29 protein-coding genes and 1 pseudogene are annotated in these 23,013 nt (G+C 45.5%); 12 read left to right on the top strand and 18 right to left on the bottom strand.

Annotated elements, in window-relative coordinates; genetic code table 11:
- Positions 1-3: 3 nt before the first annotated feature.
- On the bottom strand, positions 4-435 hold the full coding sequence (ndk, locus tag EST55_RS08100) for a nucleoside-diphosphate kinase (protein WP_053953948.1): 432 nt from the start codon (positions 433-435) through the stop codon (positions 4-6).
- Positions 436-609: 174 nt separating this feature from the next.
- Between ndk and msrA the strand changes: the two genes are divergently transcribed.
- Complete coding sequence (msrA, locus tag EST55_RS08105) at positions 610-1,155, top strand: peptide-methionine (S)-S-oxide reductase MsrA (RefSeq protein ID WP_100691563.1); 546 nt, start codon at positions 610-612, stop codon at positions 1,153-1,155.
- Between the two features lie 21 nt (positions 1,156-1,176).
- Here msrA and EST55_RS08110 read toward each other — a convergent pair whose 3' ends face one another.
- From EST55_RS08110 to trmJ, 3 genes are read right to left on the bottom strand one after another with little or no spacing between them, the layout of a single operon-like run.
- Positions 1,177-2,331 (bottom strand): IscS subfamily cysteine desulfurase, encoded by a 1,155-nt coding sequence (locus tag EST55_RS08110; RefSeq protein ID WP_100691562.1) that lies wholly within the window; start codon positions 2,329-2,331, stop codon positions 1,177-1,179.
- 23 nt (positions 2,332-2,354) lie between these two features.
- Complete coding sequence (gene iscR, locus EST55_RS08115; RefSeq protein ID WP_088767585.1) at positions 2,355-2,831, bottom strand: Fe-S cluster assembly transcriptional regulator IscR; 477 nt, start codon at positions 2,829-2,831, stop codon at positions 2,355-2,357.
- A gap of 60 nt (positions 2,832-2,891) precedes the next feature.
- Positions 2,892-3,614 carry a tRNA (cytosine(32)/uridine(32)-2'-O)-methyltransferase TrmJ gene (trmJ, locus tag EST55_RS08120; RefSeq protein WP_100691561.1) on the bottom strand — a complete coding sequence of 241 codons (723 nt, stop codon included), beginning with the start codon at positions 3,612-3,614 and terminating at the stop codon, positions 2,892-2,894.
- Between the two features lie 131 nt (positions 3,615-3,745).
- Between trmJ and suhB the strand changes: the two genes are divergently transcribed.
- Positions 3,746-4,522, top strand: coding sequence for an inositol-1-monophosphatase (gene suhB, locus EST55_RS08125; RefSeq protein WP_100691560.1), 777 nt, complete (start codon positions 3,746-3,748; stop codon positions 4,520-4,522).
- A gap of 41 nt (positions 4,523-4,563) precedes the next feature.
- On the opposite strand, the gene EST55_RS08130 is transcribed toward suhB, so the two are convergent.
- The 10 genes and pseudogenes from EST55_RS08130 to EST55_RS08175 form a co-directional block, all read right to left on the bottom strand.
- Positions 4,564-4,734 (bottom strand): DUF3545 family protein, encoded by a 171-nt coding sequence (locus EST55_RS08130; RefSeq protein WP_088767582.1) that lies wholly within the window; start codon positions 4,732-4,734, stop codon positions 4,564-4,566.
- 165 nt (positions 4,735-4,899) lie between these two features.
- Positions 4,900-5,355 (bottom strand): hypothetical protein, encoded by a 456-nt coding sequence (locus EST55_RS08135; protein ID WP_100691559.1) that lies wholly within the window; start codon positions 5,353-5,355, stop codon positions 4,900-4,902.
- Positions 5,352-6,695, bottom strand: coding sequence for a diguanylate cyclase (locus EST55_RS08140; RefSeq protein WP_100691558.1), 1,344 nt, complete (start codon positions 6,693-6,695; stop codon positions 5,352-5,354). Before EST55_RS08140 ends, EST55_RS08135 begins: the two co-directional genes overlap by 4 nt.
- 11 nt (positions 6,696-6,706) lie before the next feature.
- Positions 6,707-7,510, bottom strand: a complete 804-nt coding sequence (locus EST55_RS08145; protein WP_100691557.1) for an SDR family oxidoreductase — start codon at positions 7,508-7,510, stop codon at positions 6,707-6,709.
- 78 nt (positions 7,511-7,588) lie between these two features.
- Positions 7,589-8,296 (bottom strand): nuclease-related domain-containing protein, encoded by a 708-nt coding sequence (locus tag EST55_RS08150; RefSeq protein WP_100691556.1) that lies wholly within the window; start codon positions 8,294-8,296, stop codon positions 7,589-7,591.
- A gap of 66 nt (positions 8,297-8,362) precedes the next feature.
- The gene (locus tag EST55_RS08155; protein ID WP_088767577.1) at positions 8,363-8,662 is read right to left on the bottom strand and encodes a Rho termination factor N-terminal domain-containing protein; all 300 of its coding nucleotides are present in this window, start codon (positions 8,660-8,662) and stop codon (positions 8,363-8,365) included.
- Positions 8,663-8,676: 14 nt separating this feature from the next.
- Positions 8,677-8,874, bottom strand: coding sequence for a hypothetical protein (locus tag EST55_RS08160; RefSeq protein WP_088767576.1), 198 nt, complete (start codon positions 8,872-8,874; stop codon positions 8,677-8,679).
- Between the two features lie 125 nt (positions 8,875-8,999).
- On the bottom strand, positions 9,000-9,185 hold the full coding sequence (locus EST55_RS12405; RefSeq protein ID WP_276318899.1) for a cytochrome b/b6 domain-containing protein: 186 nt from the start codon (positions 9,183-9,185) through the stop codon (positions 9,000-9,002).
- Positions 9,186-9,249: 64 nt separating this feature from the next.
- Positions 9,250-9,573 (bottom strand): annotated as a pseudogene (locus tag EST55_RS08170) (catalase); the annotation flags it as partial.
- Between the two features lie 84 nt (positions 9,574-9,657).
- Entirely contained in the window at positions 9,658-10,056 is a 399-nt protein-coding gene (locus tag EST55_RS08175; RefSeq protein ID WP_100691555.1) for a DUF393 domain-containing protein, read from the bottom strand.
- Between the two features lie 193 nt (positions 10,057-10,249).
- Between EST55_RS08175 and EST55_RS08180 the strand changes: the two genes are divergently transcribed.
- The 4 genes from EST55_RS08180 (at position 10,250) to EST55_RS08195 (ending at position 12,151) form a co-directional block, all read left to right on the top strand.
- Positions 10,250-11,125 carry a DNA ligase gene (locus EST55_RS08180; RefSeq protein ID WP_100691554.1) on the top strand — a complete coding sequence of 292 codons (876 nt, stop codon included), beginning with the start codon at positions 10,250-10,252 and terminating at the stop codon, positions 11,123-11,125.
- Positions 11,126-11,206: 81 nt separating this feature from the next.
- Complete coding sequence (locus EST55_RS08185; RefSeq protein WP_100691553.1) at positions 11,207-11,485, top strand: type II toxin-antitoxin system RelE/ParE family toxin; 279 nt, start codon at positions 11,207-11,209, stop codon at positions 11,483-11,485.
- Between the two features lie 9 nt (positions 11,486-11,494).
- On the top strand, positions 11,495-11,782 hold the full coding sequence (locus tag EST55_RS08190; RefSeq protein ID WP_100691552.1) for a HigA family addiction module antitoxin: 288 nt from the start codon (positions 11,495-11,497) through the stop codon (positions 11,780-11,782).
- Positions 11,783-11,800: 18 nt separating this feature from the next.
- Entirely contained in the window at positions 11,801-12,151 is a 351-nt protein-coding gene (locus EST55_RS08195) for a VOC family protein (protein WP_198511816.1), read from the top strand.
- A gap of 46 nt (positions 12,152-12,197) precedes the next feature.
- On the opposite strand, the gene EST55_RS08200 is transcribed toward EST55_RS08195, so the two are convergent.
- The 3 genes from EST55_RS08200 to EST55_RS08210 form a co-directional block, all read right to left on the bottom strand.
- Positions 12,198-13,523: a type II toxin-antitoxin system HipA family toxin gene (locus EST55_RS08200; RefSeq protein ID WP_100691551.1), complete on the bottom strand. Its 1,326-nt coding sequence runs from the start codon at positions 13,521-13,523 to the stop codon at positions 12,198-12,200.
- Positions 13,520-13,840: a helix-turn-helix domain-containing protein gene (locus EST55_RS08205; RefSeq protein ID WP_100691550.1), complete on the bottom strand. Its 321-nt coding sequence runs from the start codon at positions 13,838-13,840 to the stop codon at positions 13,520-13,522. Before EST55_RS08205 ends, EST55_RS08200 begins: the two co-directional genes overlap by 4 nt.
- A 365-nt stretch (positions 13,841-14,205) precedes the next feature.
- Positions 14,206-15,279: a PIN domain-containing protein gene (locus EST55_RS08210; protein WP_129497109.1), complete on the bottom strand. Its 1,074-nt coding sequence runs from the start codon at positions 15,277-15,279 to the stop codon at positions 14,206-14,208.
- A gap of 231 nt (positions 15,280-15,510) precedes the next feature.
- Here EST55_RS08210 and EST55_RS08215 point away from each other — a divergent pair, with 231 nt between their 5' ends.
- From EST55_RS08215 to EST55_RS08225, 3 genes are read left to right on the top strand one after another with little or no spacing between them, the layout of a single operon-like run.
- Positions 15,511-16,518: a histidine kinase gene (locus tag EST55_RS08215; protein WP_092842133.1), complete on the top strand. Its 1,008-nt coding sequence runs from the start codon at positions 15,511-15,513 to the stop codon at positions 16,516-16,518.
- Entirely contained in the window at positions 16,511-17,224 is a 714-nt protein-coding gene (locus EST55_RS08220) for a response regulator (RefSeq protein WP_164976534.1), read from the top strand. Before EST55_RS08215 ends, EST55_RS08220 begins: the two co-directional genes overlap by 8 nt.
- 29 nt (positions 17,225-17,253) lie before the next feature.
- On the top strand, positions 17,254-18,102 hold the full coding sequence (locus tag EST55_RS08225) for an acyl-CoA thioester hydrolase/BAAT C-terminal domain-containing protein (RefSeq protein ID WP_100691547.1): 849 nt from the start codon (positions 17,254-17,256) through the stop codon (positions 18,100-18,102).
- 157 nt (positions 18,103-18,259) lie between these two features.
- Here the strand turns inward: EST55_RS08225 and EST55_RS08230 are convergent, their stop codons facing one another.
- Positions 18,260-20,251, bottom strand: coding sequence for an LTA synthase family protein (locus tag EST55_RS08230; protein WP_129497110.1), 1,992 nt, complete (start codon positions 20,249-20,251; stop codon positions 18,260-18,262).
- Positions 20,252-20,360: 109 nt separating this feature from the next.
- Between EST55_RS08230 and EST55_RS08235 the strand changes: the two genes are divergently transcribed.
- Genes EST55_RS08235 through EST55_RS08245 form a run of 3 tightly spaced genes read left to right on the top strand, consistent with a single transcriptional unit; the run spans position 20,361 to position 22,976 of the window.
- Positions 20,361-20,723: a diacylglycerol kinase gene (locus EST55_RS08235; RefSeq protein WP_110076790.1), complete on the top strand. Its 363-nt coding sequence runs from the start codon at positions 20,361-20,363 to the stop codon at positions 20,721-20,723.
- Positions 20,711-21,406, top strand: coding sequence for a phosphatase PAP2 family protein (locus EST55_RS08240; protein WP_100691544.1), 696 nt, complete (start codon positions 20,711-20,713; stop codon positions 21,404-21,406). Before EST55_RS08235 ends, EST55_RS08240 begins: the two co-directional genes overlap by 13 nt.
- On the top strand, positions 21,387-22,976 hold the full coding sequence (locus EST55_RS08245) for a phosphoethanolamine--lipid A transferase (protein WP_100691543.1): 1,590 nt from the start codon (positions 21,387-21,389) through the stop codon (positions 22,974-22,976). The genes EST55_RS08240 and EST55_RS08245 overlap by 20 nt, the downstream gene beginning before the upstream one ends.
- Positions 22,977-23,013: the final 37 nt, after the last annotated feature.

The following is a 23,013-nucleotide window of genomic DNA, read 5'->3' on the forward strand; positions in this document are numbered from 1 at the left end:
TTCTTAGCGTGTACGTGGGCAGATTTCTTCGTCGCTGAAGAAGTAAGCGATTTCGCGCGCAGCTGTTTCAGTTGCGTCTGAACCGTGTACCGCATTTTCGTCGATAGTTTCAGCATAGTCGGCACGCAGAGTTCCTGCCAGTGCTTCTGCTGGGTTCGTTGCACCCATGATTTCACGGTTTTTCAGTACCGCATTTTCGCCTTCAAGTACTTGAACAACGATAGGGCCTGAGGTCATGAACTCAACCAATGCACCAAAGAAAGGACGCTCTTTGTGTTCAGCGTAGAAGCCTTCTGCTTGTTCTTTGCTTAAGTGCATCATTTTTGATGCAACAATGCGCAGACCAGCAGACTCAAAACGGTTGTAGATAGCGCCGATAAGGTTTTTAGCAACCGCATCAGGCTTGATGATTGATAAAGTGCGCTCTAAAGCCATGTGTATTCACTCCAATAAAGATAGGAAAAATTAGTCGCGCGGATTATACGTGAGAATACGCTCGAGATCGAATCCAGAATGATTGTTTTTTCGTTCATTCTGATTTAGCATGGCAAAACAAATTAGCCATATAGACGTCTATTTAAACTTAAGTAGACATATGAGGAGTAAATCATGGCAACGAACAAAACAGAGCAAGCAACACTTGGCGGTGGGTGCTTTTGGTGTGTGGAGTCGGCATTCTTACAAGTCAAAGGCATCGAGTCGGTCAAGTCGGGGTACACGGGCGGTCACGTCGAAACCCCAACCTATGAGCAAGTTTGTACGGGCGACACAGGTCATGCTGAAGTTGCACAACTCACCTATGATCCTGAGCAAATCTCTTACCGCCAAATCTTAGAAATCTTTTTTACGCTGCATGATCCGACGCAGGTGAATCGCCAAGGCAACGATGTTGGTACTCAATACCGTACCTCTATTTTTTACCATAACGATGCGCAAAAGCAGGAAGCTGAAAGCATTATTAAGGAATTAGAAAACGACGGCGCCTTTGCTGACCCAATAGTCACCGAAGTGACTGAGCTGGAGACCTTTTACCCGGCTGAGGACTACCACGAGAACTACTATGCGAGAAACCCGGAAAACCCCTATTGTCAGGCGGTGATTTCACCGAAACTGGCAAAATTCCGTAAAACGTTTTCAGGGTTATTAAAAGACTAAGTGCTTGGCGCAGCGCTTTTACTAGCGTTGCGCCAGAGTTTTATAGGTCTTCAAAATATGCTCAACCGCATGCTCAATATCGGCTGAGATTGTGCCTCGACCAAAACTAAACCTCAGTGAAGCATGCGCCAACTCATCGTTGACACCAATGGCTCTTAGCACATAGGAAGGTTCTACACTGGCAGAGGTACACGCCGAGCCAGAGGACACCGCCAAGTCTTTAAGCGACATGAGCAAAAGCTCACCTTCAACATTAGCGAATTGCACATTCACAATATGAGGCACACGCTGAGTGTCGCTGCCATTAAGCTGAATGCCCTCTTCAGCCAGTAACGGCGACAGAAAATGCTGACGCATAGTTTCAAAGCGCTCAATGTCGGTACTGAGTTTTTCTGCAGCTAACTCTGCCGCCACACCCATACCAACAATTTGGTGTGTTGCCAGTGTTCCTGAGCGCATTCCGCGCTCATGACCGCCGCCGTGCATTTGAGCCGCAATGCGAACACGCGGTTGACGACGCACGTATAAAGCACCAATACCTTTCGGACCATACATTTTGTGGGCAGAAATCGACATTAAATCGATAGGTACATTTGCCACGTCTATCGGTAATTTACCGGCGGCCTGTGCTGCGTCAACATGAAACAAGGTGCCATTCTCACGGCAGATAGTGCCAATAGTGTCTATATCCTGAATAACACCAATTTCATTGTTGACCCACATAACACTGGCCAAAATGGTGTCTTCACGCAGAGCTGAACGAAGCTCATCCAAGTCAATAAGGCCGTCACTGTTGACGTCTAAGTAAGTGACTTCAAAGCCTTCCTTTTCAAGCTGAGCACAGGGGTCAAGCACGGCTTTGTGCTCGGTTTTGACAGTAATAATGTGCTTGCCTTTATCGGCGTGGTAGTGCGCAACACCTTTTAACGCGAGATTGTCTGACTCGGTCGCACCCGAGGTGAAAACAATTTCGCGGGCATCGGCATTAATTAAGTCGGCAACTTGGTGCCTTGCAATATCAACTAACTCTTCAGCTTGCCAACCGTATTTATGAGAACGTGACGCTGGGTTTCCAAATACCCCGTCCATGGTTAAGCAGGTTGCCATTTTTTCTGCCGCTTCAGGCGCTACTGGTGTGGTTGCGGCATAATCCATGTAGATGGGTTGTTTAGGCACGAAAGTCCTCCTGAAAAGTGCCGTTACAGTTGGCAGTTAACTTTTATGTCTTCGTCCGATGCATGGCGTAAGTGCTGGCGTTGCATAACATCACCCACATCAGAGTTCTTCATCAACTCGGCTAGCGTAATGCCATCCAAAAAGTCAGAAATTCGATCGCTCAAACCTTCCCACAATGAGTGCGTCAAACAGCGCTCGCCACCTTGGCAGTTGGCTTTACCCTGGCACCGCGTTGCATCAATTGACTCATCGACGGCATGAATCACTGAGCCTACCGAAATATCAGCGGGCTCACGTCCTAGTCGGTAACCACCACCAGGTCCCCGCACACTGTCGACTAATCCATGCTTGCGCAAACGAGCAAACAACTGCTCTAAATAGGACAAGGAAATGCCCTGACGCTCTGAGATGTCCGCCAATGGGATGGGACCTTTTGCTGAAAACAAAGCCACATCAAGCATTGCGGTTACCGCGTATCGGCCTTTTGATGTCAGACGCATAGCAATTTCCTCGGGAAGTGTTATTCGTAAGTTGAAATTCTACATTCCCGACTATTTTAGTCAAGTATTGTCGACCGATTTATCCACAGACGCGAGCATTCCTCGCAAAATATTGATCTCGCTCTCTTCCGGACGCGCCCGATTATAAAGACGTCGCAATTTCGTCATCACCTGCCCCGGATGCTTCGGATTAATAAAGCCCGTATTTGTCAGTGTGGCTTCTAAATGGTCATAAAAACGCTCTAAATCATCCACTCGCGGGTACTCAGGAATCTCGGCTTCGACTTTCTCCTCCGCCTCAAGCCATTGCATGCGCACTTCGTAACAGACTGACTGAACGGCCATTGCTAAGTTCAGTGAACCATATTCCGGGTTGGTCGGAATATGCAGGTGAAAGTGACTTTGCTGAAGCTCTTCGTTCGTTAATCCACTACTCTCACGACCAAAAACCAGCGCAACCTTATGCTGACTAGACTCTTGCAACACTTTTGCAGCTGACTCACGAGGACCGAGTAAAGGCCAATCCAGAGTACGGTTGCGAGCACTTGTCGCGACCACCAGTCCACAATCTGAAATTGCATCGTGCAAGTTATCAACAATGGTCGCGTTCGCCAGAATATCTGTTGCGCCAGCGGCGAGTGCTGATGCATGACTGTCTGGCTCCTGCACCGGGTCAACCAAGGCTAAGTCAGACAGCCCCATGGTTTTCATAGCGCGGGCGACTGAGCCGATATTTCCGGTATGAGAAGTGTTCACCAACACAATGCGTATATTGTCGAGCATGAGTATTTCCTTTGCTTTGCGCGTTAACGTCTCGGCCTATTCTGCGAGGTTATCGAAAAGTTTGGCATGATACCCCAACACTGGTATGATCCGCGACCGAAAATTGTTCTTTTACAGCACAGGTAATTGGTATGCATCCGATGTTAAATATTGCGGTGCGCGCAGCGCGTGCGGCCGGCAAAATTTTAGTTAAAAATTTCGATCAGGGTAACCCTGTAGAAGCCGAATCTAAAGGCTTAAACGACTGGGTCACTGACATGGATAAAGCCGCTGAACAGGCTATTATCAACACAATTAAGAAGTCTTACCCCGATCACGGTATTATTGCAGAGGAAAGCGGTACTCAGGCTGGAAAAGAAAATGATTTCCAATGGGTTATCGATCCGCTGGACGGTACGACCAATTACATGCGCGGTATCCCCCATTTCTGTATTTCTATTGCATTGCTTCACAAAGGTTCTGTGCAGCAAGCTGTTGTTTATGATCCCATTCGAGAAGAGCTCTTCACTGCTTCACGCGGTGCGGGCGCGCAATTGAATGGTCGTCGCTTGCGTATTTCTCCAAAAGTTGAGTTGAAAGGCGCCATTTTATCAACAGGCTTCCCGTTCAAAATGAAAAGTCGATTGCCTGAATACCTGGAAATGTTTAATAAGTTATTTGAGCACTGTGCGGATGTACGCAGAGCCGGTGCAGCGGCACTGGACTTAGCCTACGTTGCAGCCGGACGCCACGACGCATTCTGGGAAATGGGCTTAAAGCCCTGGGACATACTCGCCGGTGAATTATTGGTTCGCGAAGCCGGGGGTATTGTTAGTGACTTCCAGGGCGGCCATAACTATGTACAGTCAGGCAACATTGCCGCGGGCGCCCCTAAAGCCCTCAAGCAAATGCTCGCAAAAATTCGCTAAAGCAAAAACGCCGCTTGAAATGAATCAAGCGGCGTTTCTTTTTAGAGTTCGATTTCTTCTAAGTCGAGGTCTAGCGAGTAATCCATTTCGGAGAGTTCTTCCCGCAGCCGATACTTTTCTTTCAGCTGCTCTATTTCACGCCATTTACGTTTTGCGGCGCGACCTTTGCCAGATTTGTCATTTACCTTTTGCAGTTCTTCTGAATGATCCATGGTAAGACCTCCTGCTTTTTATACGACTTTATTCTTATGGTTTTTGCGATGGTGTTAGCGCACTTGTTAACAAAAACACCACAACTCATAAGTACCACACACTTTGATACTTTAAAAGCTTTTTGTTGCAGTTTTGTTAACTAATAATGGCAAAGCTGTGAAGAATCAGGTGATAAGATCTATTTGCGGATAGTTGGTTTTAAAGAACTCTCGCACCGAGTCTAGCTGTTGGATGGGAAAGACATAATGGTGGCTAATTTGATAGTTAAAAGGAAAACTCAGAATAGCCGAGCTTTTATTGTACTCACCAACCGCTACGCGCTTTAACTTAGTTGAAGGTACCTGCTCAAGGCCGACCCGAAGCTTATCACCTTGAGCATCGAGCAATGCCATAATATTTTTCACCTCACTTCTATTATGAGACCGAGAAAAGGCATCGGGAGTGATATAAAACGCAAACAAAACCATTAACGCGCCATACAGCTGCCCCCAAAGACTTAGATCGAAATAGAAAAAAGTCACATACGGAGCGAAAATCAAAACAAACTGAAGCCACTTGGGTAAATCACGAAGATAGTTCGCGAGGTTATCTTTCAATTTGCCGGCTTCAACGAATTTCATGACGTTTTATCCTGCTTATTTTTATACATTCTTTCATCGGCTATTTTTAATAGGCTCGGTATTCCATTATTCGTTTCAGAGCTTAAAGAAAAGCCGATACTTAAAGAAGGAGCGATAGAGCCTGTTTCGGTCTGGAGCGCTTTAGATTCGACATACTGTTTTATCTGATTTAGCTTTTGCTCAGCAACGTTATTATTATCAACCCGATTGAGTATCACCAGAAACTCGTCCCCACCTAAGCGGGCAACAATATCAGACGCTCGCGTTGATTCTTCAAGCGACTCAGCAACAAGCCTCAGCATGTCGTCACCGACTTCATGGCCAAGAAGATCGTTAATTTCTTTGAACCGATTTAAATCAATTGCCAATATACAAAACTGTGCACTATCTCGTTGCTTACTAAGGAGCTTTTCCAAGTAGCTGAAAACAAAGCGCCTGTTAAAAAGGCCCGTCAATGGATCTTGATTAGCCAGCTTCCTCTCTGCTCTATAGTACCGCCATAATAAGTAAACTCCCCCATAAAGTATGGCGTAGAGTGCGATTATGCCCCAGTAACTAGCCGTCAATGCTAACTTCTGCCTATCGGTCAGCGTCGTATCGAAGTTCGCCGCAATCCACCACTCACCATTAGGAACAACAATTTTTCCTTGGTAATCTGCATTATTAAAAGAGCTTACATCTCCTTCAAATACCTCACCCTGTTGCCCAAGACCATTGACTCCCCGAAGAGCGATTTTCGCATTGCTCATGTTCGATAACCCAGAAGCTTTCATCAGCTTCTCGTAGTCAATAACAACGCTTATTGAGCCCCAGTAATTTTCGCTTCGTGGGTAATCGTCAAATATCGGTAGTCGGGCAATAATTGCCGTCCCGCCCTGCACTAGCTCCAATGGCCCTGCAAGATAAACGTCTTTTGATAGTCTCGCAGCTAGTACGGTTTCGTACTGCGAAGGAACCGTTCGAAAGTCCAGGCCAATCGCCTTCTCATTTCCCTCTGCTGGAAAGTTCTTAGCGATAATGTCGTCTGGAGCAACCCCTATATTTCTTACATTCTCGGACTTTTCCAGCATTCTGCGGGCTATGGCGTGAAAATTTTTATAAGCTATTTCAGGGTCAATACTAAATACGGTCGCTAAGCTGTCTGATAGAAAGACATCTCTAAATAAAGAAGCTTCCAAAGTGGACTTGGCGAGCAGCAGTTCTTCTAAAGCTTCGTCATTGGCGCTTTGCTGCAGCCTGTCCGCCGAAAGGCTAGTCACCCAGCTCGACAAAAACACGACTGGAATAAGTCCAATAACAAATAAAACCAGCGCCACTAACGGGCTTTTCTTCTTAACCACATACTCACCAATTAATCGCTTGTTGCAGAAAAACTTCCAGCTAAAACGCCACCGTCTATTGTGAGTTCAGACGCGTTAATATAGTTTGCCTCGTCTGAAGCTAACATGACACAAAGTAGCGCAACTTCCTTAACATCCCCAAACCGTCGCATCGGGCAGGCATCAACAATTTTCTTAAAGTTAACTTCACGCTGTGGTCCTGAGCCCAGCATAGGATCCCAAATAGGTGTCATAATGGCGGCAGGATGGACGGAGTTGCATCGAATCGGCAGCCCTTCCTGAGCACAATAAAGCGCTACCGTTTTCGTGTGATTCCGAATTGCAGCTTTCGAAGAGGCATAGGCAGCCGCTCCGGGAATGCCTACCAGGCCCGAACGCGACGACATATTAATGATACTTCCTGCACTTTGGGTTTTACGCATAAATTGAATGGCATGTTTACACCCCAGAAACGTACCATCCAAATTAACCGCATGCACTTTGCGCCAGGCTTCCAATGATGCTTTTTCTGGGTTATGTACTTCGTTAGCTGACTCCAAACCAGTAACACCTGCATTATTAACCAAGCCGTTTAGACGACCCAGCTTGTCTTCAATCCAGCCAAATAGTTCTATCCACTGCTGCTCCTCAGACACATCCAGGGGATGGAAGAACGCGTTCTCGCCTAACTCTTTAGCTATTGCTTCAATATCGCTTTTAAGCGTATCCGTTAAAATAACGGTCGCGCCCTGGGCATGGAATTCTCGAGCGATACCTTCACCGATACCTCTCGCAGCTCCTGTAATTAATATGACTTTATCCTTTAAACGGTTCATAACACTCATCCCCTTACACGAGCTTACTGACTCAACATTAAAGTTTATAACACTGGATTAACATAAGCGAAATAGCAACTAGCAAGAACGTCGCTTAAGACTGACCAATTGTTGAATAACCTTTTCCGTGTTCTTCGGTGACCGCTTCGGCTGATAGCTAAGAATATATTCAACCAGCCCTTTGCGCTGGAAAACGGGTACACTGGGTTGTGAAGACAATTTAATCCGTGCGTTACGGTGCGAGAAAAAAACAGCCCCCTCTATCCAGGTGGATGCGCGATTTTTCTTCAGGTGTTCAGCTAAAACATGAACCTGTTTTTTTAACTGCTTTATTGGGTTGCGGACTTTGGTTTTATAACAGCCACCCTTACGCCCTATTTTATGAGCTGTCCAATTAGCCGCCTGCTCATCCCCCGTTACTTTAGAGTTGTTGTTCTTCACTTCTATTACGAATACACCGTTAGGACCCACCACAATCAAATCCAGCTCAGTAAAGCCGCGTTTGGTTCGTGGGTTAGGTACATCAATTTGGTTAAACAAAATATAGCTATCGGGGAGTTTTTCTAAAAGCTTCAGTGTTTTTAATTCGCCCTTTGCACCTGAACGCTTAGTGGATGCTGCACCTAAAATACTGAACAGATAAATTAACCCAACAATCCACCAAAATTTTGGCAAGTTATACATTAAAAAGCCCGCAATAGGTGCGCCAATAACAGCGACCCAAATGCGGGCTTTATTCACTTCCTGAGAGAGACGATTCCGAGTTATATAACGTGTGTCGGCCATGACAAATTGACTGCTTGTCCTTATTACTGATGACCCTATTAAACCACCAAAGCCGCCAATCGTCAGCTACTGCTTTTGCCGTATCGCCTCAATCAATTCGTCTTTACTCATTTGGCTACGATTATCAATATCAAGCTGCTGGGCTCTGTTATAAAGTTCTTCCTTGGTACGTTCTTCCAGCCGAGTGTTAGGGTTACCAGTACCTTGAGTGGTGGTGTTATCGGTAACCCCTTCCTCTCGCCGCTGCTTGTTCACGGTGCGGCTGGCAATTTCCTCGGCTTCGTCTTCACTCTTGCCGTCATCCAGCTGCGTCTGCTTGATATGCTGATACATGCGCTCGTCTTTATCACGCCAAACGTCAGGCATAAGCACTTATCTCCTTAGCGAGAGTCCTTGCCACGCTGCTCAGGGGCAATTTGCTTGTCTTTCTGAGAGTGCGTGTCATGCGTTGAGTTTGGCCGACGATGATCTTCGCGGCTCTGGTTCTCTTTGTCCTGCTGTGACTGTAGCTTGCGCTTTTCTTCCTCAGTCAGGTTTTCATCGTGTTCACTCACTTTCGATTTCATTGGACCAGTCATACAAACTCCTTAACCGTCAAAAGGTATCGATGTATTTTGTGACCTTCATAGTTAAGTGTAGTAAAGATAAGCCTAAATAAAAGATCGCCTGCTGATCTTTACTCCCCCATTAATAAAAACAGTAGCTAGAGCATGCTTCTCAGCACCTTGTCCTTGCGAATAAAGTGATGATGTAGTGCAGCTGCGACATGCAAAGCAACCAGTGCCATAAGGGATATTGCTAACCAGCCGTGCAATTCTCTAAATACGGCATAGTTCTCAATATCGACATTCAGCGCAGCCGGTAAGCGGAACCAGCCAAATACGTCAATGGGTCGCCCGGCTCCTCCAGCTCACCCATTAACACTTCTTTTGCTCTGCGTCGGTAAGACTCCGCATAACCGGCGGCGTATTCATCGCGATGCGCCACTGCTGGGTTGGGCTCATAGCAAAGCTTAAAGCGAAGCGGCGCACAGGTGCTTTTAAGTCGGGTGCGGTTGGGTTGTTACCCGCTACCGAAAACCGCCCAACAAAAGGCGTTACCTCTCGCCCAAATAGAGAAGCTACGGAGTAATCAGCTAACTGCCCATTAGAACGAAACTCCCCTGTCACGCAAATGCCCTTAGCGTGGGCTCTTCGGAACCCTTCGTGAACAGTTTCGCCCTGCTGCAAGTTCACAAATTGCTGCGCAGTGACTTGAGGGGGCTTTTCGGCTGCCATTGTGAAAACTGGTGCTAGCAATAACGCCAAAGATATCTTTTTCATATTGAAAGTACTCTGCTTATAATTTTCGGTTAGCGCTTATCAGTCTATTGAACACTGTGCGCAGCGCTCTTTACCCGTTAATAACTTGGATACACGGTTGCGGTTACGTGCAAAAAATAAATACGTTTTGTCAGCGAACCACCGAATAACCGGCCAGCGCAGAGGGGCAATCATCCAGCCTTTACCCACTAGCGACCAGGCGGCATAGGTGACATCCAGACCGTAGATCATGTCACCGGAACGGGTCTGCCCATGTAAATACTGGTTAGCCTTAGCAACGTCAACTTGAGGGTATCGTTGATTAAAGTCCGGCTCATTAATATTCTCGAACGTTATTTGTCGTTTCTCATCAAGCTTCCTTAAATGCCGCATTTCCTTAACGCATAGCGGACATCCGCCATCAAAGAAAATAATAAGTTTCGAACTTTGTTGTGACATTAGAACCACCTTTTGCAAACTTCATTTTCTTATACGCCGTTTTCGCACATTTGACTTATAACGTAATGCGAAAATCAGTTTGCTTAGCTCATAATACGACATCGCCACGCTGCCAACTTTAGCAACCGATGCTAGTCTCTGTATGACACTTGGCGCAAACGCGCTGCAACTCAATCAAAAATAAGAGGCAAGGATGCCAACACTCTCTAAAGTTCGTTTCATTTACTTAGCGGCACTTTTTATCGCTGCCTTTTGTAGCTTCCCCGCAGCCGCGTTGCAGACAGCAACGCAAACCCAACTCGCAAAAGTGTATGAAGAAAACACGAACATTCCTATTAGCGACTACTTAGTCAGCGAAAAGTATGACGGTATCCGAGCTATTTGGACCGGCGATCAACTGTTAACCCGGCAAGGGAGCCCAATATCAGCTCCTGAGTGGTTTACTGCGCCATTACCTGATGCCTGGCTTGATGGGGAACTATGGACAAAACGTCAGAACTTTGAGGACTTGAGTTCTATTGTCAGAACGCAAATACCAGAAGAAAAACGTTGGCGCCAAGTGAAGTATATGGTGTTTGATATGCCTGACACTCAGCTGCCTTTCGAAGAACGATACAAAAACTATTCGAACTTAATTGAGCGAATAAACAAAAAGCATATCAAAGCGGTTAAACAACAGAGGTTTACCTCCAACGATGAGTTAAGCAAACACCTGCAAGCTATGGTTGAAAAGGGCGCAGAAGGCCTGATGCTACACTTGGCAACGGCACCTCATCAGTCTGGCAGGAGCGACGCTTTATTAAAGTTGAAACCTTATTTCGATGAAGAAGCCAAGGTTATCGCCCATTTGCCAGGCAAAGGAAAATACACCAATATGTTAGGGGCTCTACGCGTTCGAAATGAACAAGGCATTGAATTTTCTATTGGTACTGGGTTTACAGATGCAGAACGCGCTAACCCGCCACCTGTCGGGGGTATCATTACCTACAAGTACCATGGCTACACTAATAATGACGTACCGCGCTTCGCCAGCTTTTTACGAGTTAGAGAGGAGCTCGAAGATGAATAACTTTCCAAGCAGGATGTCCATACGTAATATACCGAAACTAGAAAAATTGACACCCGATACGTTATAGGGTACAGTTTAATCGTGATCCGAAACTTCAAGCACAAAGGTTTGGCTAAGTTTTTCAGGTTCGGTAGCGCCGCAGGGATTCAGGCCAGCCACGCAAAGAGGCTTCGGCTTATTCTCGGTAGGTTGAATGCGGCATCTGGCACAAAAGATATGGATTTGCCAGGTCTTCGACTTCATGAGCTCTCCGGTAACCGCTCTGGAATTTGGTCAGTGACGGTCAGTGGAAACTGGCGCGTGACCTTCCGATTTGAGGATGGAGATGCAGAGATAGTAAATTATGAAGATTATCACTGAGGTATTCGTATGCTAATGCACAACCCCCCCCACCCTGGCGAAGTTGTACGAGAGCTTTGTCTCGAGCCTCTTGGCTTATCTGTAACCGCTGCAGCGGACGCTTTGGGCGTAAGCCGGAAAACGTTAAGTGCTGTTCTGAACGGCAAGGCTGGTATTAGCCCTGAAATGGCTATCAGACTATCAATCGCATTTAATACTTCAGCGGAAAGCTGGCTAAACCAGCAGTCCCAGTATGAACTCTGGCATGCCGAGCAACATCGTAAAGAACTCAAGGTTAAGAAGCTCGTTGCCGCATAAAAACCCTAAGCGAGGCATATGATGAATTCAACCAAAATTAATTACATTGAACTACCGGCGCGGAGTCTTGAAGCTACCAAGCGCTTTTTTCAACAGGCCTTTGGCTGGGAGTTTGTAGACTATGGCCCAGAATACTCTGCTATTCAAAATGCGGGGCTCGATGGCGGCTTTTACCAATCTGATTTGGTTGCTCAAACATCGACTGGCAGCGCGTTGGTGGTTTTATACAGCAAAGACCTTGAACAAAGTTTAAAAAGCGTTGAAGACGCAGGCGGTAAAATCATTAAGCCTATATTCGATTTTCCCGGTGGTCGACGCTTTCAATTTACTTGCCCTAGCGGCAACGAATACGCAGTGTGGTCGGAATAATTAAACTGCGACACATAATCCGCATTGTTATCCCGATAAACGCGTCTCAGGCAAAGTCTTTCAGCTTCAGATGGCTGCTAATGAAATCTGCCAGCGTTTTCGGTACGTCGTGCGCTTTAGCTAACTCCCGCCACTTAGACACCGCGCTTATCACATCATCAATAATCGCATCAATTTCTTTGCGCTCTACCTTTGGTAGCTGAACGTCTGCCAGCGCGTAAAAGTCGGCGCGAGTATGGCCGCTGCGCTTGCCATTTAACGACATCCAGTGCTGCTCTACCCAGGGGTTTCCGGGCTTAAAGCTAAAGGCCACATCGTAAGCCGGGCTCAATCGCCACTGTGTGCCTTCCAGCATAAAACCAAAGTTCTTTGAGTGGTCGTCGTGGTTGGTGGCTACGTGGTTGAACACCATGCGGCGGAACAAATCCATAGCATCCGCCCGCGGCAGCCTCAGCTGGCGGGCAACCTGAAACATCTCTTCATAGGAAAACGCGCCAATGTCGTGATAATTCACGTGCTTAATAGCGGTCAGCGTTTGAATATGTTTTTTCTCGTTGCCGACTCTGTCGAAGCGCTTGGTCACAAAATGGCGTCGGTCGCCTTCATCCAGCAGGTGGCATGGCATCATATGAATGCCGGCTTGGGTCGCCATTAAGTAATACACATACTCCATGGCGCCGTAACCTAACGGGTCGCCAAAGGTTTGCTGAGACGGGTCGCGCTCTTTTACGCCGTCAAACTTCAGCAGGTAATGCTCAAACCCTTCGGGCATAAGCCCCTGCCCTGAACGAACCTGACTGAAGTCTTTATTAAACGCCAGTACCGCTTTTGGTCTTGCGCCACCGGCGCTGGTGCCAACCGCTAATAAGGCCTGCATCATTTCTTTGTCTGCCGCGTCGTCAAAGTGCGTGCGTTGGCGAAAACCAGTCCGAGCATCGAGCACGTCCTGCGCTAATTTCATTAAGCTCTCAAGCTCAATGTCTTTGTTTTTGGCGTTGGTTTGATTCTTACGCGCAGGGTGATATTCAAGCGCCCCCATGCCCCGCTCGCCGGTATACTGAAGCCTTTCAAGCGGACTCAGAGGCTCTGTGCGATCGGGCTGTTGCGCAACCCACTGGTTCAGTACCGCATTACCAAAGTCATCGGGCAAAGAGTCCGCGAGCATGCCAGGCAGGCCTCTAAAGGTATCCCAATTTAATCCAGGGAAGGAGTAAATTCGTCCCTTCTCGGCGGGCATGGTTAAAGGCGCTAGCGGAATGTTTTTTTCGACAAATTCAGATAAGTACTCGAACCGCGCCGCCGTGTCGCCTTTGTTATAATTTAAGGCACCGACAGGCTCACCTTTGTAGCGAACTTCAATGGTATTAATCACCAGTCCAGCTCCTCATTGTCAGCAGGTTTCACACGCGTTTTACCGCTCGCTCGTTTCTTCTGTTTGGTGCTACTTTTGAGTAGTTGCACAGGAGAAACGCCCTCGTCCGGGAATGCAGCCAATAAATTGTCGATATGCCCTAACGCCTGAAGAATTGCGACATAGGTGGGTAAGGTGCTTTTACCACCCTCGGCGGATTTAACCGCATTAAGGGAGACATTCGCTAAGGTCGCTACGTCCTCCTGAGTTAAATCCTGGTTCAGCCGATACTGCCTGACTCGCTGACCAATGATGGTTGAAACGCGTTCTGAATTCATATAACGAACCTTAAATAGGCTTTAAACTGATAAATAGAGTGTAGCAGACTGTTTAAGGCACGCAATTATATTTATATAAAAGCCCCTATATGGGTTATAAAGTATTTAATTCAAACTAAAATACTTTAAAAGGACTATAAAATATTTTGAATAGGATTGTTAATAACACTTGATTTGAGTATGAATTGATAGTCCGCTTCGTGCCAATTTAGACGCCATACTTGTATCTCCATACCGTTGTTGACAACAACCCAGCTGAAAATCCATAGTATTTATGAAGTATCAATTATCCATCCTCAGAAACATAGCGCCCGGGTAATAGGCGCTTGTGTGCAAGCGTTCTGATTGAAGTGCTTGCTAAATTTTTAGCGCCAATCTGGCTCATTTTCTTCAACAGCTACTTCAATACCACCCGATGTGCCTGCAATATAAAGACCATCAGCTTTGGCATTTACTAATTCACCATCTATAAACTCATAATGCAGGAAAACCTCAACAGTATAAGTTGTTGAAATTATGCTAGTTCTCAAAGTGCTATCAAATGTGTAAATCCGGCCGTCCTCGCGATCATAGATGCCATTATTGAAATCGGGGCCGATCACTGTCACTTCAAACTCTACATCTATATCGAAGGTAATTTGGCTTTCCTCGTCATCAATGTATAGTACTGACGGCTCTATATTCCCAAGGTTTAAAACTGAAAGACCACCATCAACCTCTGCATCCTCCCACATCGAAGAGTTATAAACGTCGCAGTCTTCGAGAAATTCAGTAATTTTCTGCTTAATTGATTCCTCATTATCAATAAAATATTGCTTTACTTGTTGGTGTCTGACGCTCGTATGAGTCGTGTAAATATCCAGAAGCTTATCTAACGACTCCACAGAAATGAAGTTAGCCTCTTCATCACAAAATGCCTTCAAGTCGCCATCATCAGAGACGATGTAGATTTTCTCGTCATTTTGAAGATACGATTTTAGCGACAGGATTGAAATCGCATCCGGAAACTCAGCTTTCTTCTTTCCTTCACCAAATGGTGGCCTTGTTTCGAAGTATAAAGACAGTAGCTCTTCAGCATTAATTTGATCAGCTTCAACTACTTCAGTCGAGCATGCCTTCATAAACTCTTCAAAAACATCCTCTGACTTTTTGTATATGTCATCATCTGATATTTCTTCAAACAACCCCTTAATCTGTTCGTCATCCAGCGATGAAAGAAGTCGGGCTTTTCTTCGGAAGGTCTGGATAGCGTTTATCGCATCTTTAACTGAAAGCGCAATTTTAGATTTTACTTCGCGCTCAACAACGCTTGTAGATACGTGAAAGAACTCATTCGCCTCGCAATATTTCCTAAACGATCTAAATGCTGCACCGTCAAAGTGAAGTCCTGCTTTCACGAATGACTGTGTATCTATGAATACTTTTCTCGTTTCTAGCACAATTTTTCGTCCTGAAATTTAACAGCCTTTAAGCCGACCATGTAAAGTCGGTAACCTTACAAGCGACTCTACCTTGTAAGGATTTAAAATCCAATGTCCGTTTTTCGCTCAAAGCGGACGAACCCTAGCGACAGTTCAACACGTTAATTTGACCATTCAGTCAGAAACACAGTGACACTCAGCTTCAGGGCTTTAATAATGTCTGCATAACCAAAAGCAGCGGACATACCGATGCCAGAAATCACTAAAAAAGAACTGTTTATTGCATTACTCGGGTTAAGTTTTATCAGTGCCACGATTACCTTTCTCGACTGGTGGCAGCGAGGACAGGTTGGAACCAATGACGCTCTGTTAGCTGGAGCTGTTGCGATTATCTTCCTATTTTGGGTACCTATTTCTTCGGCTGTATTCGCTATCAAAAGGCTCGGCATCAACAATATTTTCTATGAGCTGCTTCTATGGTTTGGCTGCTTTTATATCGGCTATCGAATCTGGGGCTTTGCTCTAGCAGGCATTTATCCAGGTGTTGAATTTGGTTGGCTTGACGTCTTTTTCATGTCAATTCCCTGGGCTATTGGAACGTATATTCTTTATCGTGCCTACAGAGCCTACAAAGCATTACAAACCGAACGTTTGCTGCGCCAGCATGCTGAGTTGAATCAACTCAAGCACTCCTTGCATCCTCATTTCTTGTTTAACAGCCTTAATACGTTAACGGCTTTCATTACGTCGAATCCAAAAAAGGCAGAGCTGCTGACTCACGATTTAGCATCCGTGTTGCGACATATCCTAGATACGAATAATGTCGATACCATCAGCCTCAAACATGAATTAATGATCCTACAAAAGTGGCTGAATATAGAGCGTGCTAGGCTCGGTGATGATTTGAAAATCGATATAGACATTGATGAAGCAACTCTAGATGTGCAGATTCCCCCATTTTTGTTGCAACCAATACTGGAAAACTCAATTAAACATGCCACGCGGCTTCCAATTGAATTAACGTTAGCGTGTAGAGCTCGTGGCAGTGCTTTGCAGGTTATTATCCGCGACAATGGTCCCGGTTTTCCTGACATAGTCCTGGCTACTCAACCTGAAAACTTAAAGCATTCGGGACTCGGTTTGAGCACGACAATCCGACGGATTGGCCTTATGCGCCATGCCAATATCCAGCTGTCGAATGACCCAGAGTCTAAGGGAGCGGTTGTCAACATCAGCTTGGAGTCCAATCATGATTAATACTCTTTTTATCGTTGACGATGAATACGCAAGTAGACTGAAGCTGAATCAGCTTATAAGTGCATTACCCGAGTGGCGTATTGAAGCCGAGCTAAGGTCCGGAGAGGAGCTTTTTCAGCATCTTTCAGAGTCACAACCCGATGTCATTTTACTCGACATTAATATGCCAGGACTGAATGGAATCGATGTGCTGTCGCAATTAAACCGGCAACACTGCAATAGCGAAGTTATCTTCACAACGGCACACAGCCGTTATGCCGTTGAAGCCTTCAACGGTGCCGCCGCTGATTACGTTCTCAAACCGATTAGCCTACAACGACTTCAGCTCGCACTTGAACGAGTCGCTGAGCGGCTGCGACTAAAACGAGCCCAAACGCTGCCACAAACATTGATTAGTCAGGTGGGGCAACGTATGAGAAACGTAGGAATTGAGGATATCGATGCCATTATTATCGACAACGGGACGCAAGTCGCCCATTGCGGTTCGCAGACTTACCCTTTAGACAAGACATTAACTGAGCTGGAGCAACAACTGCCAGCACACTTTCTCCGTGTCCATCGTGGCGCAATCATTAATCGGCTTCGATTGAGCGAAGCCGAGCGCTGGCTTAATGGGCGCTTGCTCTTAAGATTTATTCACTCCGAGCTGGAAGTATTAACCAGCCGAAATGGCGCACGCCAACTAAAAAGGCACTTAACGATGTAGTGCTTAACCCTAAAAAATAAGGAAAAACAATGAAAAAATTAATAACACCATTTTTACTGGTGGGGGCTCTTGCGTCCTGCGAAAACGCACCAGCACCTGATTTATACACCAATTACATTAGCGACGGAGAAGCACACCCGTTAGTCATTTTGGTAGGAGGAAGTGACGGTGGTAATTACTTTGCCAATCCAAATATGAAGCCGTTGATGGATAGATATCACGATTATGGATTCTCTGTTGCATCAATGGGTTACTTTGATACGTTGGGAACGCCCGATAGCCCTATTGAGCTGTCTTTAAACGAAATTGACGCGCGTATTAAGGCAATAACTGAAGACTCGAGCATTAAAGGTCAGTGTGTTGCACTTCTCGGTTTCTCAAAAGGTGCGGAATTATCTTTGTTGCTTGGCAGCCATTTTAATACGGTTAATCACATTGTTGCTGCATACCCGAGTCATGTTGTCTGGAATGCAGTGAAAACACCAATGAGCTATTCAAGCTGGAGCATCGACGGACAGCCACTACCTTACATTGAGGCCCCTTTATTATCTTTTGACATGCTATCCGGAATTTTTACCGGTGAGTACCGAAATGCCTTTACTGACGCTTTATCTGAAGCTTCCCCAAAAGAGTTCAACGATGCTGCAATTCCTGTCGAGAAGATCAAAGGCTCGGTTACGCTGGTCTCAGCAAGGCAAGACCAAATTTGGCCTTCATTCGAAATGGCTAATAAAATTGAACAAAGGTTGTCAGATAATAGCTATGAGAACCCCGTGCTGCATATCGATTTGGATGGAGACCATTACAGTTATAACAAAGAAACAATGGATACTGTCTTGACTCATCTAAAACATGTCATGGGTTCAGAATGTAACTAAGTATAAGCCAGCGTGTTTGCTGGCTTTACTTTAACTGCACTGACTAAGAATAAATTGCCAGATAATATTAGGAGTGTCCGCTCTGAGCGAGAAGCGGACCAACTACAGCCCCAGTAGTAGCCGCGCATTCGCTCAATTACTAATTTCTAGCTAGGATCTATTCGTTAGAAAGCTTAGTTAAACTTTCTGGGACAAAATATGCTCGGTGTTGATATAGCCAAGAAGGCAATAATGCATGAGCTAGTGCCTCATTACGCAACTGCTGACTGATGTTTTGGTCAGCCACAAAGGCGCTCTCATCGAAGTCATAGTGACCGGTTTTATCCTCTCCAGGAGTTAAAATCGCTACTCCTTTGGGTGTCATCCATGCGTAGTTATTACCAAATTGCATCATGGCACGATTAGCCGGTGGCACGTTATCATTCGAAATGTCCTGGCCTATCGCCGGGGTCCAAGCTGAAACGCCTGCAAGCGAGATAACCGTAGGCATTAAGTCAATCTGACTGGTAATTTCATCAATCTCTTTGGGTTGAATAGAGCCACCCAGAATGAGTCCTGGAATACGAAACTTTTGGATCGGAACTAACTCGTTTCCATAGACGCGCGTATCGTGATCAGCGACAATCAAAAAAATCGTATTTTCCCAGTAATCACTCGCCTTTGCTTTGTTGATAAACTTACCCAGCGCAAAGTCAGCATATTTGACAGCGTTTTCTACCGAGTTCTTGGGCGCAGAATAGAGCTCGACTTCATCGTCTGGAAACTCAAATGGTTCGTGGTTTGATGAGGTAAACACCAAGCTAAAGAAGGGAGCTCCCTTTTTAGTTAGCATCTCAAACCTTTTATGAGCGGTATTAAACAGGTCCTCATCGCTCGCTCCCCAGCTACCGACAAACTTGGGGTTATCAATGTCACTCTGACCAAGAATAGACTGAAAACCATTACTTGCGAAAAAACTTCCCATGTTGTCAAAGTGGGTTTCACCACCATAAATAAACTCAGTGAAGTATCCCTCACGCGACAACAGGTCAGCAGCGGTATAAAAATTTTGCTGAGACAGTGAAAGTTTCACGGTACTTCTTCCCGGTGTGGGTAAGAAGCTTGAAATAACCGCCTCAATACCACGAACTGACCGAGTGCCAGTTGCGTAAAGCTGCTGAAACCACCACCCTTCCTTACTAAGTCGCTTTAGGTTTGGTGTGACATTAATCCCACCGAGATCTTCAACAAAAGTCGCACCTAAACTTTCCTCCAAGATAACGACAATATTTTTGGGTTTGTCGAAGCTCCGGGAAGCTTTATTAAAGTGCACTGTGGGGTATTCGTCAGATGGAAATGTCTTGCCTGCTAAGTGTGGCTGGCTTTTAACTATGTTAAGAATTTTCTCTAAACTGGCATCACCGTATATACGAGAGGCATTTTCCTCGTGCCTCATGCTGTAAATTGCGTATTCAAGCGAATAGGCCGAACTGATAACTAAACTATTCACCAAAGCATCCGATGTCACCGCAAAAAATGCTGGGTTCGCCGGGCGATGCGCTAACGTTGACCGCACACCGGCAAAAACAATTACCATCAAAAGCGGCCAAACAATAAGCGCCCTGCCAGTGTATTGTTTATGACCATAAGTTGTCTGGTTCAGTCGCTTAGCAAGCTTACCGAGTCCGAATAAGCAAATACCCAACACTACCGCGGTCAAAAGTAACCAGACTTTAAACCCTCCCCAAAGGGTGCTTAACACTTCCCTCGGGTACTCTAAATACTCAACAAACAGACGGTTAGGTCGCAAGTCGTATTGCATAACAAAGGCGGGCGTTGAGACCTCCATAAACGTGATATAGGTGATAGCAATAATCAACCAAACGCTTTGAACTGTTTGCCAAGCCCTCACACCCCAGCGATTTAAAAATAATGGCGCGAATAGCAATAAAGGTAGCGTCAGATAACCCATCTGAACGATGTCTGCTCTGAGGCCCATTAACATCAAGTAACTGAGCTCTCCTGCCTCAGTTACGCGTTCAAACTGCCATATAAATAATAGTAAGCGACTAACACTCAGGATAATTAGACCCAGCGAAAAACCCGCTATAAGCGTCCGGTATTGGAATAGCGACGACTTCAGTTCTTTTAATAAAGGTGTATTGCTCATTAGTAGCCCAACTTAGCTCTGATAATGAACGCGATACTAAAGAACGAACCTTAAGCTGAACTTAATATTGACTGTTTACTATGCAGTTTTTATTTCTCAAGAGGTGACTATGAAACCAGGAAAAACTGGCATAGCCCGAATCATCGATGCAACGCAATATTCCATGAAAGGGCTCAGAGCGGCGTGGTGTTTTGAAGCAGCTTTTCGACAAGAGGTACTTTTATTGTTGGTGTTGTTGCCAGTTTTAGTGATAGCAGAGCTTGAGCTTTCAGAGCGGTTGCTAATGTTCATGTCATTGCTTGGTTTACTTATTACGGAGCTACTAAACTCCGCCATTGAAACGGTTGTCGACCGCATTGGCGCCGACTTTCACGAGCTCAGCGGTCGAGCAAAGGACATCGCCTCGGCTGCAGTATTCATTGCTATCTGTCAGTTCATCGTCGTTTGGGTAGCTGTATTATGGCCGCTTTAAAGTCCATGACGGTTTGGAGGCGTTGGGCAAGTGTTTTGGCGGTTTTTGTCGCTATATTACTGGTCGTAGAATTTCTAGAGCTTAAGTTTTTAGTCGCCAATGCGTTATACCAGCTTGAAGGGGGACAGTGGTCTTTAAGGCACCACTTTATCACTGAAACGATTCTTCATGACGGTATACGGAAGCTTAATCTCGCATTTGTAGTGCTTGTCCTAGCCTTAACCGTGGCTCAGTTCTTATCAAGCAAAGGGGAAAGCAAGCGGCGCCGGTATGTATTGTTACTCTTATCGGTTTTGTTGTCTTTTGGTTTAGTGAATTACCTCAAGGCGATGCTTGGTATGGACTGTCCTTGGGATTTGCAGTTATACGGAGGAGTCAAACCATATATCAGTTTATGGTCGTTCAACGACACTCATTTTGGCTCGGGTCGGTGCTTTCCTTCGGGACATTCAAGTATTGGCTTTGCCTGGATTGCTCTGTACTTTTTCTGGCGTAAAAACAGGCCTCTTCTTGCGAAAGCTTCGCTAATTCTCGCACTTTCTTCCGGCTTTTTACTTGGAGCTGTTCAACAGCTGCGGGGCGCGCACTTCTTTATTGATGACATAACAACAGCATTCATCTGTTGGAGTGTTTCTTTATTTATCTTTCATATAGGTGAGCAATATGCAGCGACTGACGCTTAATTTTCCAGTTCTATTAATACTCGTTGCGGCTTGGCTTGCTCTAGCATACTCGGGTCCTCTTGTGAGTGCGTTGAGTGAATACGGGGTTCATGGGTTCACGCAAGTCAAACTGATGGTGTTCATTGCTTTTTTCTATACTGTTGCGCTCGCCATCAGTCGATGCGTTAATGCTTTTAAGCCATTCGCAATATTGTTGTTTGTTCTTGCTGCTCCTGCACTTTTTTACATGTCGGAATATGGCATTATCATTGATGCAGATATGATAATTAATGCAATTGAGACCGATACGGCTGAGGCTCGTGAACAACTCTCGGGAAGTTTTTTTGAAACCTTCATAACACTTGGTGTTATCCCATCGCTATTGCTGGCGTATATAAAACTCCCCACTTCCAGTGCGACAACAAAAATAAAACAAGGTCTTGCAGCGGCGACTTGCTTTTCAATATTAGCGGTCGGTATCGCTTACACCAGTTATGACGACTTCGCGTCTTTATTTCGCAACCATCGAGATGTGAAGTACAGAGTTGCTCCTTTCAACGTCATATCATCAACCGTCTCGGCTTTGAAACGAAAACTAGAAACCCCAACTCAATTTATAAGACTAGGGCAAGATGCCGTTCAGGTAGGTACGTCTGAAAAACCGAGAGTCATGGTAATCGTTTTGGGTGAGACAGCGCGTGCGGATCATTTTGCAATCAATAACTATGCTCGACCGACAACGCCTTCACTGAATGCGCTCATGACATCAGAGCCAATATTCAGCTATAAAAAAGCTACGTCTTGTGGAACGGCAACTGCTATTTCAGTGCCGTGCATGTTCAGTTTTTTAACCGCTGATAATTACTCGGATGTTGCTAGAAACTCGAGTAATGTATTAGATGTTTTAGAAACTGCTGGTATTAATGCAACATGGATAGAAAATAACTCTGGCTGCAAAGATGTCTGTAACCGAATTAAAACCGTCAAAATGAGCGAATCCCGATGTGAAGAATCGCAATGCTATGATATAGATATGCTCGAACAACTCAAATCTTGGTTAAGCAATTTGCATCAAGACTCAATTATTGTGCTTCATCAAATGGGAAGTCACGGGCCTGCCTATTACGAACGGTCGCCTAACGAAATGAAACGGTTTTTACCCGAATGTAAAAGCCAAGAGCTGTCGAATTGTTCTGTGGATGAAATCACTAATGCATATGACAACAGTTTGCTCGTGACCGACCAACTGGTAAGTCAGGTCATAAAGTTATTGAAAAGCCACACTGAACTAGACAGCAGTATGATGTATGTATCTGACCATGGTGAATCACTCGGTGATAACGGTATCTATCTGCATGGCTTGCCTAACTGGATAGCTCCAGAAGAACAGCGCCACATACCCTGGATAGTATGGCCGTCCGACATATTCAGTGTAAGTAAACACGAAACGAGCGCTACTATCAGCCATGATAATTTCTCGCACACGATCCTGGGCTACTTTAATGTTGAAGCCTCTGTTTACAACGAACACCTTGACTTGACTAAACCTGATGGACGGTACGCACATGCGTTTGCTACTACTAGAAGATGATAGGCATTTGGCGGAAGGAATAATCAAGGGTCTGAGC

Source organism: Idiomarina sp. 29L, from assembly GCF_004123135.1.
Lineage (GTDB): Bacteria > Pseudomonadota > Gammaproteobacteria > Enterobacterales > Alteromonadaceae > Idiomarina.

Coding starts and splice junctions, on each gene's coding strand:
- ndk (WP_053953948.1), bottom strand. CDS start 435: ATGGCTTTAGAGCGCACTTTATCAATCATCAAGCCTGATGCGGTTGCT.
- msrA (WP_100691563.1), top strand. CDS start 610: ATGGCAACGAACAAAACAGAGCAAGCAACACTTGGCGGTGGGTGCTTT.
- iscR (WP_088767585.1), bottom strand. CDS start 2,831: ATGCGTCTGACATCAAAAGGCCGATACGCGGTAACCGCAATGCTTGAT.
- trmJ (WP_100691561.1), bottom strand. CDS start 3,614: ATGCTCGACAATATACGCATTGTGTTGGTGAACACTTCTCATACCGGA.
- suhB (WP_100691560.1), top strand. CDS start 3,746: ATGCATCCGATGTTAAATATTGCGGTGCGCGCAGCGCGTGCGGCCGGC.
- EST55_RS08130 (WP_088767582.1), bottom strand. CDS start 4,734: ATGGATCATTCAGAAGAACTGCAAAAGGTAAATGACAAATCTGGCAAA.
- EST55_RS08135 (WP_100691559.1), bottom strand. CDS start 5,355: ATGAAATTCGTTGAAGCCGGCAAATTGAAAGATAACCTCGCGAACTAT.
- EST55_RS08145 (WP_100691557.1), bottom strand. CDS start 7,510: ATGAACCGTTTAAAGGATAAAGTCATATTAATTACAGGAGCTGCGAGA.
- EST55_RS08150 (WP_100691556.1), bottom strand. CDS start 8,296: ATGGCCGACACACGTTATATAACTCGGAATCGTCTCTCTCAGGAAGTG.
- EST55_RS08155 (WP_088767577.1), bottom strand. CDS start 8,662: ATGCCTGACGTTTGGCGTGATAAAGACGAGCGCATGTATCAGCATATC.
- EST55_RS08160 (WP_088767576.1), bottom strand. CDS start 8,874: ATGACTGGTCCAATGAAATCGAAAGTGAGTGAACACGATGAAAACCTG.
- EST55_RS08175 (WP_100691555.1), bottom strand. CDS start 10,056: ATGTCACAACAAAGTTCGAAACTTATTATTTTCTTTGATGGCGGATGT.
- EST55_RS08180 (WP_100691554.1), top strand. CDS start 10,250: ATGCCAACACTCTCTAAAGTTCGTTTCATTTACTTAGCGGCACTTTTT.
- EST55_RS08190 (WP_100691552.1), top strand. CDS start 11,495: ATGCTAATGCACAACCCCCCCCACCCTGGCGAAGTTGTACGAGAGCTT.
- EST55_RS08195 (WP_198511816.1), top strand. CDS start 11,801: ATGATGAATTCAACCAAAATTAATTACATTGAACTACCGGCGCGGAGT.
- EST55_RS08205 (WP_100691550.1), bottom strand. CDS start 13,840: ATGAATTCAGAACGCGTTTCAACCATCATTGGTCAGCGAGTCAGGCAG.
- EST55_RS08215 (WP_092842133.1), top strand. CDS start 15,511: ATGCCAGAAATCACTAAAAAAGAACTGTTTATTGCATTACTCGGGTTA.
- EST55_RS08220 (WP_164976534.1), top strand. CDS start 16,511: ATGATTAATACTCTTTTTATCGTTGACGATGAATACGCAAGTAGACTG.
- EST55_RS08225 (WP_100691547.1), top strand. CDS start 17,254: ATGAAAAAATTAATAACACCATTTTTACTGGTGGGGGCTCTTGCGTCC.
- EST55_RS08230 (WP_129497110.1), bottom strand. CDS start 20,251: ATGAGCAATACACCTTTATTAAAAGAACTGAAGTCGTCGCTATTCCAA.
- EST55_RS08235 (WP_110076790.1), top strand. CDS start 20,361: ATGAAACCAGGAAAAACTGGCATAGCCCGAATCATCGATGCAACGCAA.
- EST55_RS08240 (WP_100691544.1), top strand. CDS start 20,711: ATGGCCGCTTTAAAGTCCATGACGGTTTGGAGGCGTTGGGCAAGTGTT.
- EST55_RS08245 (WP_100691543.1), top strand. CDS start 21,387: ATGCAGCGACTGACGCTTAATTTTCCAGTTCTATTAATACTCGTTGCG.